The 13,873-nt window shown below is 65.8% G+C and carries 11 protein-coding genes and 3 pseudogenes; 9 read left to right on the forward strand and 5 right to left on the reverse strand.

All coding sequences use genetic code 11. The annotated features are described in order from the left end of the window. The first annotated feature begins 2 nt into the window (after positions 1–2). The 7 genes from B9N97_RS28755 to B9N97_RS28785 all read left to right on the forward strand — a co-directional run bounded on the left by B9N97_RS28755 (position 3) and on the right by B9N97_RS28785 (position 6,811). Complete coding sequence (locus B9N97_RS28755; RefSeq protein WP_085091259.1) at positions 3–869, forward strand: branched-chain amino acid ABC transporter permease; 867 nt, start codon at positions 3–5, stop codon at positions 867–869. A 33-nt stretch (positions 870–902) separates the two neighbouring features. Further along, complete coding sequence (locus B9N97_RS28760; RefSeq protein WP_208621297.1) at positions 903–1,928, forward strand: branched-chain amino acid ABC transporter permease; 1,026 nt, start codon at positions 903–905, stop codon at positions 1,926–1,928. Beyond that, on the forward strand, positions 1,928–2,683 hold the full coding sequence (locus B9N97_RS28765; protein ID WP_085091261.1) for an ABC transporter ATP-binding protein: 756 nt from the start codon (positions 1,928–1,930) through the stop codon (positions 2,681–2,683). Before B9N97_RS28760 ends, B9N97_RS28765 begins: the two co-directional genes overlap by 1 nt. Then, positions 2,676–3,386 (forward strand): ABC transporter ATP-binding protein, encoded by a 711-nt coding sequence (locus B9N97_RS28770; RefSeq protein ID WP_085091262.1) that lies wholly within the window; start codon positions 2,676–2,678, stop codon positions 3,384–3,386. The genes B9N97_RS28765 and B9N97_RS28770 overlap by 8 nt, the downstream gene beginning before the upstream one ends. A 16-nt stretch (positions 3,387–3,402) precedes the next feature. After that, positions 3,403–4,302: a DUF1932 domain-containing protein gene (locus tag B9N97_RS28775; RefSeq protein WP_085091263.1), complete on the forward strand. Its 900-nt coding sequence runs from the start codon at positions 3,403–3,405 to the stop codon at positions 4,300–4,302. Between the two features lie 109 nt (positions 4,303–4,411). Further along, entirely contained in the window at positions 4,412–5,734 is a 1,323-nt protein-coding gene (locus tag B9N97_RS28780; protein ID WP_085091783.1) for a gallate dioxygenase, read from the forward strand. 84 nt (positions 5,735–5,818) lie between these two features. Then, positions 5,819–6,811 carry an MBL fold metallo-hydrolase gene (locus tag B9N97_RS28785; RefSeq protein WP_085091264.1) on the forward strand — a complete coding sequence of 331 codons (993 nt, stop codon included), beginning with the start codon at positions 5,819–5,821 and terminating at the stop codon, positions 6,809–6,811. Positions 6,812–7,137: 326 nt separating this feature from the next. Here B9N97_RS28785 and B9N97_RS28790 read toward each other — a convergent pair. The 3 genes and pseudogenes from B9N97_RS28790 to istA form a co-directional block, all read right to left on the reverse strand. After that, a pseudogene (locus tag B9N97_RS28790) lies at positions 7,138–8,571 on the reverse strand (ISL3 family transposase); the annotation flags it as partial. Between the two features lie 190 nt (positions 8,572–8,761). After that, on the reverse strand, positions 8,762–9,493 hold the full coding sequence (gene istB / locus B9N97_RS28795; protein WP_085082852.1) for an IS21-like element helper ATPase IstB: 732 nt from the start codon (positions 9,491–9,493) through the stop codon (positions 8,762–8,764). Next, positions 9,480–11,000 carry an IS21 family transposase gene (gene istA / locus B9N97_RS28800; protein WP_085082850.1) on the reverse strand — a complete coding sequence of 507 codons (1,521 nt, stop codon included), beginning with the start codon at positions 10,998–11,000 and terminating at the stop codon, positions 9,480–9,482. Before istA ends, istB begins: the two co-directional genes overlap by 14 nt. A gap of 250 nt (positions 11,001–11,250) precedes the next feature. Between istA and B9N97_RS28805 the strand changes: the two are divergent. Further along, positions 11,251–11,640 (forward strand): annotated as a pseudogene (locus tag B9N97_RS28805) (phosphotransferase); the annotation flags it as partial. A 124-nt stretch (positions 11,641–11,764) separates the two neighbouring features. Here B9N97_RS28805 and B9N97_RS28810 read toward each other — a convergent pair. After that, a complete protein-coding gene (locus B9N97_RS28810) occupies positions 11,765–11,986 on the reverse strand; it encodes a hypothetical protein (protein WP_085091266.1) in 222 nt (73 codons plus the stop codon). 80 nt (positions 11,987–12,066) lie between these two features. Between B9N97_RS28810 and B9N97_RS28815 the strand changes: the two genes are divergently transcribed. Beyond that, positions 12,067–12,636, forward strand: coding sequence for a transposase (locus tag B9N97_RS28815; protein ID WP_208621298.1), 570 nt, complete (start codon positions 12,067–12,069; stop codon positions 12,634–12,636). An 18-nt stretch (positions 12,637–12,654) separates the two neighbouring features. Here the strand turns inward: B9N97_RS28815 and B9N97_RS28820 are convergent. Continuing rightward, positions 12,655–12,864, reverse strand: a pseudogene (locus B9N97_RS28820) (DDE-type integrase/transposase/recombinase); the annotation flags it as partial. Positions 12,865–13,873 lie beyond the last annotated feature (1,009 nt).

The raw sequence follows: 13,873 nt of genomic DNA on the forward strand, positions 1-13,873 counted from the left end.
CCGTGATCACGGCTGCTCTGACCATCCTGTTCCACGGCCTCGCCTTCGCGATGGTCCTCTACATCGTCTCCGTCGGGCTCGGCATCACCATGGGCCTGATGAACTTCGCCAACCTCGCTCACGGCGCCTTCGCCGCGGCTGGCGGCTATGTCGTGGTCATGGCGACCCGGTCGCTGGGGCTGCCCTTCTGGGTCGCCCTGCCGGCTGCCTTCGTCACCGTGGCGCTGGCCGGGGCGGTGGTCGAGCGGCTGGTGGTTCGCACCCTCTACGGCGCTGACGAGCTGCGGCAGGTGCTGTTCTCCATCGCCCTCCTGTTCATGGCCATCGCCGGCTTCACGCTGGCCTTCGGCCCGCTGCAGCAGCAGCCTGAGATCCCGGCGGCCCTGTCGGGTCAGGTGACGCTGGGCGGGATCGACTTCCCGGCCTACCGCGCCTTCGTCATCGTCGCCGGCGTCGCCATCCTGGCTGCGCTGTGGCTGCTGATCGGCCGCACCCGCATGGGCATGCGCATCCGGGCGGCGGTGGACAACCGCAACATGGCGGAAGCCGTCGGCGTCGATACCCGGATGCTGTTCACGCTGACCTTCGCGCTCGGCACCGGCATCGCCGGTCTCGGCGGCGGCATCGGCGCCGACGTGCTGTCGATCACGCCGACCTACGGGCAGGAATATCTGGTCCTGTTCCTGATCGTCGTCGCGGTCGGCGGACTGGGTTCGATCTTCGGCCCCTTCCTGGCGGCGCTGTGCATCGGCGTGGTCGATGTGGCGGGCAAGTACCTGATCCCGGAATTCGGCGCCTTCTTCATCTACGGCGTCGTCATCGCCATCCTGCTGGCGAAGCCGGCCGGTTTCTTCGGCGTGCGGAGCTGAGACATGGCACGGCCAATCCCAAGGAACGAACCTGTGAAAAGCCTCTCCGTCTCCTACCAGGGGGCTGCCGCCTCCTCCACATGGCGGGGGCTGGCGATGGGGCGGGGCGGCAGCGACCTCGTCATCGCCGTCCTGCTCGGTCTGGCAGCGCTCGCCACCCTGCTGTTCGGCGAGGCCTATTGGCTGCTCGCCGCCCAGGTCGCCATCACCATGATCTTCGCGCTGTCGGTCGATCTTCTGGTCGGCTTCGCCGGGATCGTCACGCTGGGCCATGCCGTCTTCTTCGGGCTGGGCGCCTATGCGGTCGGCATCGCCTCGGTCCAGTTCGGCTGGACGGAGCCGCTGTCCGCGCTGCTGCTGGCCGGCGCGGTCTCGGCCCTGCTTGGGGCGGCCACCGGCGTCCTGGTTCTGCGCACCCGCGGCCTAGGGCAACTGATGCTGACCATGGCCTTCGCCTCCCTGGTCTATGAGATCGCCAACCGGGCGAAGCCACTGACCGGCGGCGCCGACGGGTTGCAGGGCATGGTCGTCTCCCCCGTCGCCGGCCTGTTCGAGTTCGACATCTTCGGCCTCACCGCCTTCGTCTATACGCTGGCGGTGCTGATCGTCGTCGTGATCTTCGCCGTGCTGATGACGCGCTCGCCCTATGGCCGCTCGCTGGTCGGCATCCGCGAGAACCGGGTGCGCATGCAGGCTATCGGCACCGGCGTGCAGCGCCGCCTGCTGTCGATCTACATCGTCTCCGCCGCACTCGCCGGCATTGCCGGGGCGCTGCTGGCCCAGACTTCGCAGTTCGTCGGCCTCAACGTCCTGCATTTCAGCCTGTCGGGCGAAATCCTGATCATCGTGGCGCTGGGCGGCGCCGGCCGGCTGTGGGGCGCCCTGCTGGGGGCGGTGGTCTTCACCCTGTTCAAGGACCGTCTGTCGGCGCTCGACCCCGCCTACTGGTACTTCTGGCTCGGCCTGCTGCTGGCGGTGATCGTGCTGTTCGCACCGAAGGGGCTGATCGGTCTGGTCGACCGCCTGCTCGCCCTGTTCCGTTCGAAGGAGGCCGCGTGATGTCCGCCCCAATTCTCGAAACACGCGCGCTCCAAAAGAATTTCGGCGCGCTGACCGTCGCGCAGAACATCGACTTCTCCCTGGAGCCCGGCACTTTCGAGGCGCTGATTGGCCCCAATGGCGCCGGCAAGAGCACCTTCGTCAACCTGCTGACCGGCCTCGTCCAGCCGACCTCCGGCTCGGTCATCCTCGACGGCGAGGATGTGACTGCGCTGTCGATCGAGGCTCGGGTGAAACGCGGCCTCGTCCGCACCTTCCAGATCAACACGCTGTTCAACAGCCTGACGGTGGCGGAGAACGTCATCCTGGCGCTGGACGAGTTCCATGGCCAGGGCTGGCGCCCGCTGCCCAGCCCGTCGCGCCGCCGGCTGATCCGCGACGAGGCGTACGAGATCCTCGGCCGCCTCGGCCTCGACCCCTGGGGCAACCGCGAGGTTCGGGAACTGCCCTATGGCCGCCAGCGGCTGGTGGAGATCGCCATCGCGCTGGCCCTGCGGCCGAAGGTGCTGCTGCTCGACGAGCCAGCGGCCGGCATCCCCTCGACCGAGACCGGGACGGTGATCGAGGTTCTGGAGAACCTCGCCAGCAACCTCGCCGTGCTGATCATCGAACACGACATGGATCTTGTCTTCCGCTTCGCCCAACGCATCACCGTGCTGGTGCAGGGCGCCGTGCTGGCCCGCGGAACGCCCGACGAGATCGCCAACAATGAGACCGTGAAGTCCGTCTATCTGGGGGAGGGCATCCATGCCTGAGGCGCTGTCCCTGTCGAACGTGCGCGCCGGCTACGGCGCCACCGTGGTGCTGGAGGATCTGAGCTTCGACCTCCCCGTCGGCGGCAAGCTGTCGATCATCGGCCGCAACGGGGTCGGCAAGACCACCTTGCTCGCCACCATCATGGGGCTGACCCGCCTGCACGCTGGCCGCATTGGCCTTGGCGGCGTCGATATCGCAGCGCTGCGGCCTAACCGCCGCGCCCATGCCGGCATCGGCTTCGTCCCCCAGCAGCGCGAGATTTTCCCCTCTCTGACGGTGGAGGAGAACCTTCTGGTTGGCCTGCGTCCCGGCGCCTGGACGTTGGAGCGTATCTATGACCTGTTCCCCCGCCTGCAGCAGCGCCGCACCAACATGGGCAACCAGCTGTCGGGCGGCGAGCAGCAGATGCTGGCGTTCGGCCGTGCGCTGCTGACAAACCCCAGCCTGCTGCTGCTGGACGAACCCTTCGAAGGGCTGGCCCCGGTGATCGTGGAGCAGCTGTTCCACGCCCTGTTGCGCCTGCGCGACGAGGGCAACCTGTCCATCATCATGGTGGAGCAGCACGCCAAACTGGCGCTCGCCTTTGCTCCGCGCACCATGGTGATGAGCCGCGGCCGTATCGCCTTCGACGGCGCTAGCCAAGCCTTGATCGACGACCCCGCCAAGCTCGACGCCCTCTGCGGCATCGGCGGCCTGCACTGAGCCCCGGAACACCAGAATGAGCACTCCCATCATCGCCTTCATCGGCTTCGGCGAAGCCGCCCAGGCCTTCACCCGCGGCTGGCGCTCCCGCGGTCCCGTCAATGTCATCGCCTACGACATCCTGTTCGACGATCCCGTCCACGCTGAGGCGAAGCGCGCCGAATGCCGCGCCCTGGACGTGGAGCCGGTCGCCGGCGCCGCCGAGGCCGCGGCGAGGGCCGATATGGTCATCTCCGCCGTCACCGCAGATCAGGTGCTCGCCGCGGCGAACAGCGTGCTGCCGGGCGTGCATCCAGGTCTGCTGTGGCTCGACATCAACTCCGCCGCCCCCTTCCGCAAGGCCGACGCGGCGGAGCGGGTGGCGGCGCGTGGCGCAGGCACGGTGGATGTCGCGGTGATGGCCCCGGTGTATCCGCGCCTGCACGAGACGCCGCTGCTGATCAGCGGTCCGGCGGCAGCAAAGGCGGCCCCGATCCTGACGGCGCTCGGCATGAAGTTCGAGCTGGTGTCGGAGCGGACCGGCGACGCCTCCACCATCAAGATGATCCGCAGCATCGCCATCAAGGGCTTCGAAAGCGTGACGATGGAATGCGTCACCGCCGCGGTGAAGCTGGGGATCGAGGACCGCATCATCCCGTCCGTCGCCTCGTCGCTGTCCAACATCGACTTCGCCGATCTGGCCGATCACGTGATGGAGCGGGTCGTCGTCCACGGCAAGCGCCGCGCCGCCGAGATGCGCGAGGTCGCGGCGACGCTGGACCATGCCGGCGTCAGCAGCTTCCTCCCCACCGCCACCGCCGCCCATCAGCAATGGATCTCCGACCTGGGCGTGAAGGAGGGCTTCGGGGGTGAGGTGCCGGCGGACGCGCGGCGCATTGCGCGCGAGGTGCTGGCAGCGATTGCCGCCAAGAACTGAAACGGCCGACTCCTTCAAACAACAACGCCCTGCCGCATCACAATGGCGGAGCACAGGGGTGGGCGGGACGATCCGTCATACCAATCAAAGAACGCTCCAGGAGGACAACGTGGCACGCATCGTTGGGTCGATCGCGACCTCTCACACCCCGACCATCGGTTTCGCCTTCGACCGCCAGAAGCAGGACGATCCCGTGTGGGCGCCGATCTTCGCCGCCTATGAACCTGTCCGCCAGTGGTTGTCCGAAAAGCAGCCGGACGTGCTGTTCTTCGTCTATAATGACCACGTCACTTCCTTCTTCTTCGACCATTACTCCGCCTTCACGCTGGGCATCGGCGAATCCTACCATGTCGCCGACGAGGGTGGTGGGGCGCGGGCGCTGCCGCCGGTGAAGGGGCATGCGGAACTCGCCCGCCACATCGGCACCTCGCTCATGGCGGACGAGTTCGACATGTCCTTCTTCCAGGAACGGCCGCTCGACCATGGCTGCTTCTCGCCGCTGTCGATGCTGCTGCCGCACGAGCCGGACTGGCCAGTTCCCATCGTGCCGTTGCAGGTCGGCGTTCTACAGTTCCCGATCCCCACCGCCTTGCGCTGCTACAAGATGGGACAGGCGCTGCGCCGCGCCATCGAAAGCTATCCAGAGGATCTGAAGGTGGTGATCGTCGCCACCGGCGGCCTGTCGCATCAGGTCCACGGCGAGCGCGCCGGCTTCAACAATGTCGAGTGGGACGCCCGCTTCCTTGAAATGATCGAAAAGGACCCGGAGGCGCTGACCCGCATGACCCATGCCGACTTCGCCCGTCTTGGCGGGCTTGAGGGGGCAGAGGTCATCATGTGGCTGGTGATGCGCGGGGCGATGTCGGCGACGGTGCGCAAGATCCACCAGACCTATTACCTGCCTTCGATGACCGGCATCGCCACCGTCATCTACGAGAACGAGGCCATCGAGCCGCCGGCCGATATCGTCGGCGCGCATCGCGCCCATATGGCCCGCCAACTGGCGGGATCGGAAGACCTCGCCGGCACCTACCCTTTCACCCACGCCACCAGCGCCAAGGCCTACCGCCTCAACCGCTTCCTGCACCGGATGGTGGAGCCGGCGCACCGCGCCCGCTTCCTCGCCGAAGCGGAGGCCGCCTTCGAAGAAGCCTGCCTGACGGAGGAGGAACGCCGACTGGTCCGCGACCGCGACTGGCGCGGCATGATCCATTACGGCGTGATCTTCTTCATGTTGGAAAAGCTGGGGGCGGTGGTCGGAACCTCCAACCTGCACATCTACGCCGCCATGCGCGGCGAAACGCTGGAGGAGTTCCAGAAGACGCGCAACGCCCCCGGCGCTCTCTATTCCGTAGCCGGCAAGGATGCCGCGGCGCTGGCTTGGGACGCCGCGCGGGACGAGCGCAAGGTGGAACCGAGCCCGACCGCCTGATCAGCAGCCGTCAATAACAATGGGTTGGCCCCACGGGAACAATACAGTCCGCCCGCAGCCTGTCCAAATGGAAAGGAACCGCACATGCTGCACACCTGGAGATCCACACTCGCTGGCCTCCTGCTGGCCAGCTTTTCTATGACGGTGCACGCGCAATCTTCCGCCCCGTCCGCCGACACCAACCCCGCCATTTCGGTGACCTTGCTGGGCACCGGAACGCCCACCCTGAACACCAATCGGTTCGGCTTCTCAACGCTGGTCCAGGCTGGTGGTCTCAATCTGGTCTTCGACGCCGGACGTGGCAATGCGCTCCGCTTGGCGCAGATCAATTTGCCGCTCGGCAAGGTCGACGCGACTTTCCTGACCCATTTCCACTCTGACCATTTGAATGGGCTGGGAGACCTCTGGACGACCAGCTTCCTACCAACTCCCCAGAACGGCCGAAAGACCCCGTTCGCGCTGTACGGTCCGAAAGGAACTAAGCAGGTCGCCGATGGCCTGCAGATGACGTTCGCCGACGACGTGAAAATCCGGCAGGAGGATCATGAATCGACCGAGGAATCCACACGGATCGACGTGCATGAATTCTCACAGGACGGCGTTGTTTTCGAACATGGCGGGGTCCGCATCACCGCCTTCACGGTCGATCATGGCGAGGCGATTAAGCCAGCCGTCGGTTACAAGGTGGAGTACAACGGCCACAGTGTCGTCATGTCCGGTGACACCAGATACAGCCCAGCCGTCATCAAGGAGGCCAAAGGAGCCGACCTGCTGATCCACGAGGTCAGTATCATCGCGACGAAACATGTCAACGATGCCTGGGCCAAGCCGTCGGTCGCGCATTACACCAGCCCGGAGGAGGCGGGCAAGGTCTTCGCGCAAGCCAATCCGAAACTCGCCGTCTTCTCGCACATCTCCCGACCCGGCCCGCAGGATGAAACCAACACCGACGCCGCACTGAAGCAGCGGGCGCAGGGCCAGTGGCCCGAGGGGCGGATCGTTGTCGGAACGGATTTGATGCGAATCGACATCGGCGACACTCCGACTGTCGTGCCGTGGGCATCCACCGACAAGTGAAGCAACCACCGTGACGGGGCCACGTCAGCGTGGTGCAGGGATGCGGGATTGGCGGTGGCTTGCAGTTCGGCGTAGAAGCCGTGTGCCGTTGATACCACCCTAAGGAGCCGAGCCAAAATAGATGAATCGACCGGGCTTTCTGTGCGGTTGGGGATTCTCAGCGGGAGTGGGGGCCGGTAGACTCGGCGACATGATCGATGAATCCGCGCTGCGTCGCCAGTACGCCCTTCTGCGTCCGAGCCTGGACGAGCGGGGCCGTGTAAAGGCCGAACGAAGTTTGGCCCATCCGCATTCTCGGTGCAGGGTAGCAGCCTAGGCGTGGGCATTCAGGCAGCCTCAAGCACGCGATGACGCAGCAGATCGAAGCCGCCGCGGCCGTTCATCGTCCGCTTGATCGTCTTCAGCCTGCTGATCTGCCCCTCCACCGGCCCAGTGCTCCACGGCAGGGACAGAGCCGCCCGTACCGCAGCAAGATCGCGCTTCAAGCCATTGGCAAAGCCCGCCAAGGGGGTGCCCTCCGCCGTCAACAGCCAGTTGTCCAGCTCTCCGGCTCGTTGTCCTCGGACCATCGCCCGAAAGGCACGGGCCACGGTGATGGTTCGTCCCAGTTCCGGCGAACGGGCGATCAGGGCCGAGACGAAGACCTGTTCGGTCGGGTCGATCTCCTGCTCGTCGGCGATTACCAACCATGCAGCCCGTCGGCGCGACGGTGCCGGCCATGATGCCGATGCCATGGACGCGGCGCTTTGTACGGCCTGTCGCAGGGGCCGTGCCCAGTCCCGGACCAGCGTTCGCTGACCGGTGAAGCCGCGGGACTTGATCTCCCGCCAGAGCTGAGCGGCGTTGTGGCAGCCGTCATCCCAGCGTTGCCGCAGGTGATCAAGGAACGGATCAAGCCGACTCCCCTTGGTCGGTTGACGCCATGCCGGCGGCTGCCCGGATCGCAGCCACACCCGCACCGTCTTGCGGTCGAGGTGGAGCGTTTCAGCGATGCGCGTTTGCGACCACCCGCGAGCTTTCAGCGCGACGACTTCTTTGTAGCGGGTATGACGGGCGGCATGAAGGGCAGCGCTCCGCTGCTCTCGCCGGGTTGGTGGCCTGGAAACCTCATCCGACGGCGTCAGGAGCAGTTCCTGCTCAGTTTCTTCCACCGGAGCGACAGCCAGCTTGGCGGCAGCCCGAAGGTCGCGATGATGACCGGTGAGGATCTCCCGCAGGGCGTCGGTCACATTGTGCAGGAGATGCCAGCGATCTGCGGTCTGGACGGCGGAGGGGGCGCCTTGGCGGACGCCATCGGCGTAGGCGCCGGCACGGTCACGGGCGACAATCTCGACGCCAGGATGGGCTTTCAGCCATGCGGCAATGGTGTCGGCCTGACGGTCGGGTAGAAGGTCAATGGGGCGGTTACGCTCGAGATCGACGACGATGGTGCCGTAACGCTTGCCCCGGCGCCAAGCCCAGTCATCGATTCCGATGATCCGAGGTGTCGAGACCGGCGCCACGGGCACCGCGCGGATCAGGCGGAGCAGTGTGTCGCCACTGACTGGCATGGCGAGCCGGGTGGATAGCCGGGCGCCGGGATTTCCGCCGGCACTCAGCGCAATGGCGCGCTGCGCCTCGGCAAGCCGCCGGGTGCGCCGGACCCGAGGGGCCGCCACCGTGGGCAGCGGCTCGGCGAAGATGCGGCGGGCACAGTCCGCCGCCGCACACCGGAAGCGGCGAACCTGCAGGTGGAGTTCACCAATCCGGCCCTGTGTCAACCGGCTTCCAATTTCCAGCCGGCATCGGCTTGCAATTTCCAGCCACGCTTGCGGTTGCAGAACCTGTTGTCCAGGGAGTCCACGGGAGGGTCCCGCGCGCGCCGCGGAGTGCCCTCATGGCTGACGCAGCGGCGCGTGTGGGAGGGGCCTGTGGGCCCCCCTGGGCAACGGACGGGGGGAGGGCTTTGGATCAGGAGCGGTTCTTGAACCGCCAGCTCTCGTTGCCGGTTTCCAGGATGTCGCAGTGATGCGTCAGCCGGTCGAGCAAAGCGGTGGTCATCTTGGCGTCGCCAGCGAACACCGTTGGCCATTCAGCGAAGCTCAAGTTGGTGGTGATCAACACCGAGGTCCGCGAGTACAACTGGCTGAGCGCGTGGAACAGCAGTTGGCCGCCACTCTGTGAGAACGGCAGGTAGCCGAGTTCGTCCAGCACCACGAGATCAACGCGGGTCAACTGGTCAGCGAGCTTGCCCGCCTGCCCGATCCGGGCTTCGGCCTCCAGCCGGTTCACCAGGTCGATGACGTTGAAGAACCGGGCACGGGCGCCGCGGCGCACGCAGTTGGCCGTAATGGCGATGCACATGTGCGTCTTGCCGGTCCCGGTTCCCCCGATGAACACGGCGTTGCGCTGGGTTTCCAGAAAGCCGCCATCGTGCAGGTCGCGCACCAGCCCCTCGTTGAGGGGACTGGCGGTGAAGTCGAACTCGGCCAGCGTCTTGGCCAGGGGCAGCTTGGCGGCGCCGAGCTGGTAACGGATCGAGCGCGCCTGCTTCTCCGCCCGCTCCGCCGCCAGCAGATCGCCCAGGATCTGCTGGACGGTGCGCTGCCGCTTCAGCCCGTCGCTCATCACCTCGTCGTAGGCGGCACGCATGCCGGCCAAGCTGAGCTCGGCCATCAGCGCCATCAGCTCATGCCGTTCCATGGCAGCCCTCCCGCACCGCGCGCAGGCGGTCGTAGCGCCCGCAGTCGGCGGCCGGCTCGATGGACAGCGTCAACGCCGTCGGCACCGCCATGGCCGGTGCCGGTGTGACGTCGTGGCGCCGGGCGAGGATGTTCAGGATCACGTCCCGGCTGTGCGTACCGCTCGCCAGTGCCTCGCGGCAGGCGACCTCCACCGCCTCCAGGCCATCGGTGAGGATGGCGGCGAGCACGCCAACGAACTGCCGGTCAGCGTCGTCGCCGCGGCCCAGGCGGGTCCGCACCGTCGCCAGGGCTGGCGGCAAATCCCAGTCCCGGAACGGCGCCCCGTTGCGCAGCGCCCCCGGCTTGCGGACGAGAACCGGCAGGTAGTGCAGCGGATTGTACCGCGTGTGGCCGTGCCCGAAAGCTCGTGGGTGCTCGGCGACGATCGCGCCGTTGAACCACACCACGATCCGTGTCGCGTAGGCGCGGACCTGCACCGGCTTGCCGGCGGCGATCGCGGCCACGCTGTAGCGGTTGCGGTCAAAGTGGATCAGGCAGGTTTTCGAGACGCTGAGCGTGGCCTCGTGGAAGCCGTCGAAAGGATCGCTCACGGTGATCAACGCCGGCCGCTCCGCCTGGAACACCTCCCACACCGTCCGGCTCCTATCCTCTGGATGCGGCGTCTGTTGGGCCCAGACGATCACCTCGTCGTGCAGGCGGTCGTTCACCTCTTCCAGCGTCTTGGCGCGCAGGCGCGGCGTGAACAGCCGCTGGCGCAAGGTGCCGACCTGGTTCTCGACCTGGCCCTTTTCCCAGCCCGAAGCCGGGGTGCAGGCCACCGGCTCGACCAGGTAATGCGAGCACATCTGGGCGAAGCGGCGGTTGAAGCGGCGCTCTTTGCCGACAAATACGGCGTCCACCGCCGTCTTCATGTTGTCGTAGATGCCGCGCTCGCACAGGCCGCCGTAGAAGGCCGCGGCACGGGCGTGGGCGTCGAACACCATCTCCTGGGTCTGGCGCGGGTAGACCGCCACGAACGGCATGCGGCTGTGGCACAGGCGGGCATGGGCCACCTGCACCTTGGTCGTCACGCCGTCCAGGATGATCCACTCTTCCGCCCAGTCGAACTGGTACGCCTCGGCCGGGGCAAAGGTGAGCGGAACGTAGGCGTTCACCGGCCCACTCGGCGGCTGGCGCTGCTTGAAGCGCTTGATGTAGCGCCGCACCGTGTCGTAGCCGCCCTGGAACCCGGCATCCTTCAGCCGTCCGAAGAGCCCCAGATAATCGAGCCGGTCACGCACCGGCCGCCGCTCGTTCTCCGTGATCAGCCGTTCCAGCTCCTCCTGGAACCCGGCCAACTTCGGAAGCGGCTGGTGCTGGCGTTCGTAGCGCGGCGCCGTCTCGCCCGAGCGCAGGTATTTCGTCACCGTCTCCCGCGACACCTTCAGCGACCGGGCAATGGCCCGGATGCTTTTCCCCTTCGCGTGCTCGCGTCGTATCCGTGCGATCGTCTCCACCGTCAACATCCCTGTCCGCCACCCTGTCGTCCAAACCCAGGGTGGTAGTCTGCCAGATCAGGGGTGGCTGGTTATTGGACGCCGATCACCCCTGAAACTGGCCCAGTGTTGCAGGCCGATGCACACCCAGTTTGAGGCAAATCACTATTTGTCTATGTCAGTGGATACAATCCTGCCGAAGTTTCGGGGCTGCAGACTTACGTGCTCTGGACTATAAGTGTCCTGATTCGGGGTGCAGCCTATCAGAGGATGAGAACAATTGGACTGGACGCATGCACTACTAGACCGCAGGCGCTTCGACTGGGTCTCCGTCAGGTCTGGTGAATCGGGCGATCTTGTCTATCAACGGGGCGATGGGCGCGCGTTTGCGAAGATCGCGCCAGCTGCGTGGTCCGCGGAACTGGCCGGTGAACGTGACCGGCTCGCCTGGCTCCATGGCCAATGCGTAGCCTGCCCGGAAGTCGTCGACTGGCGTGACGGTGAGGAAGGGGCTTGTTTGGTGATGACCGCGATCCCCGGCGTGCCGGCAGTCGATCTGTCGGGATTCGATTTGCTCAAAGCTTGGCCCTCAATGGCGCGGCAGCTGGGGATCCTTCATGGACTACCGGCCGACCGATGCCCGTTTGATCGGAGTCTCTCGATTATGTTTGAGAGCTTGTTCGTGACGGGCTCGTCCTGACCGGTGCTGCGCGGGATGCTACTTTAAGATGAACAGGGGTGTTGCGCCGGGTGGCCCATCTGGTAGGGCTGTGAGCGTCGTCAACAGCCTTGGGTCAGCAGTCTATGGGCAGCGCCGTTCGTCCCGCAAGCACCATGCCCGCTTCCTGGGACGCGTTCTCGAATGTCGATGCCTTTGTGGATGAGGTGCTGACGGAGTTAACAACCATGGCGGCGGAGAGGACGCGGACAACGCGATCCGGCTCGAAGCCAGCACTCACCGGCACTACCCTGCGCAAGGCGATCATGGCGGTGTGGTGCGTGTGCTTCTGCGGCATGCAATGGCGCCATCGGTCAGCTCTCCGGCATCCCGTTCGGCACGCTGTACACTCTGTTTGCCCGCTGGACCCGGCTCGGGTTGTGGCGCCGCCTTCTCGACCGGCTGCGCCGCACTTGGCGGCTGGCCTGCGGCGATACGGCCGAGCCGAGCACAGTGGTGATCGACAGCCGCACCTGCCCTTCGGCCCCGAGCTGCTTCGCGCGGGGCGTGGACGGCGGCAAGAAGATCCGCGGCGTGAAGGTCCATATTGCCGTCGAGAAGTACGGCATTCCGCTGGCGATTGATGCAGCGCCGGCCAACGTGCACGACACCAAGGGCATCGTCCCGGTCCTGCGGGAGATCGCCGGCCGCGGTTTCCATGGCCCGGCCATTGGTGACCTGGGCTATCGCGGCCAGCGCTTGGCCAAAGCCGGGGAGGCGCTTGGCATCACCATTCAGCCGATCGCCAGAGGGCGCGACGGCGTGTTCATTCCCACCGAAATCGCCTGGGTCGTGGAGCGCTCCTTTGGATGGCTGAGCCGCTATCGACGATTGAACACCATTGTTGAGCGGACGAAGGAGCACCTCGTCGCTTTCATCGAGATCGCCTTCATCTCGATCCTCTCACGTCGCCTGAAGCGGCTCGTCACCCAGGCAGCCCCCGCATGACATCCACAAACAGCCACTCAGACCGTTGAGTGCCTTGGACAGGAAGCGCTTGGTGGCGGCGGTGTTCCACACGGGAGAGAGGTGGAAGTCGATGGTGTTGCCATGCTTGTCGACAGCCCGGTACAGGTAGGTCCACTTGCCGCCCACTTTCACGTAGGTCTCGTCGACCCGCCAGCTGGTCGACCGTGGGTAGCGCCACTGCCAGCGTAGCCGCTTCTCGATCTCCGGCCACTGGATGAACCTCGGCAACGGATTTCACGGTTGGGTGCTACGCCGCGTAGCGACGTCCAGTGCATCGGCCGTAGCTCCCGTTGCGACGGCCGGTGCGACGACGTTGCACTGGGCGTGGCGACGGCGTTGCGACGTCCGTTGCTCGCTTTAGTGCTCCCAGGGTGCGACTGGTGCTGTGCGTTGCTCCCGTTGATTCGACTGGTGCGACGGCTGGTGCGACGGCGTTGCACGGCTGGTGCGACGGCGGTGTTCTGCCTGCCACATGGTCCGCCCATGACGCCCTCCTGCGTCTGGGTGGCGGCCATTCATCCGCTCTCAGCGGAGCCTTGGTGGCGGATCACCACCACCCCTGCGCGTGGTTTCTGGCCAGTCGGGTGGCCTGAAAATTCGCGGCGCGACGCCTTCGGCGCCGCGCGATCTTGATCACTTTTCTTAGCTGCTCAGTGTGACCAGGACGTCGGCCAGGCTGTCGGCTAGATCAGGGCCTCAACGACTGATGGTTCAAAGCGGACGCGCCACAGAATGGTCGTTTCTCACGGATATTCAGGGGCTTGACGCGGGTCTGCCTTTGATCTGCAGGGCAGCAGCGAACAGCAGGGCGCGGTCAAACCAGCAGCTACAGGGGTGCAAACGCCTGCGTTGACACACTCGCGGAATCCAGAAGGCCAGCGGACACGACGCAGCAGTGGGGCATCGATACAGGTCAGCGTCGCAGGCTTGGCTGATGGCTGCGCCTCGCGGCATCAATCGCGACCTTGGGTTGTCAGTTGGACGTTCGGCAGCGGCTCGGCCATGGAGTGTCGCCCTGGTAGGGAGAGGGTGAAAATTTCGATCACACCTTTGCATTGAGATGCACGGGATTTCCGGAAGAAAGTCGGCTACTTTCGTTTTGCGTCAATGTGTTGGTCCATATTTCGGCCCGGTTTTAGCCGTTTTGGCCCCTTTCCCACGCCCCTATCTCCCGGGCATGATCCGCCCAAGGCATTCCGGCCGCTTCAAATGGTGG

Source organism: Azospirillum oryzae (assembly GCF_900177515.1).
In the GTDB taxonomy this organism is placed as follows: Bacteria; Pseudomonadota; Alphaproteobacteria; order Azospirillales; family Azospirillaceae; genus Azospirillum; species Azospirillum oryzae_A.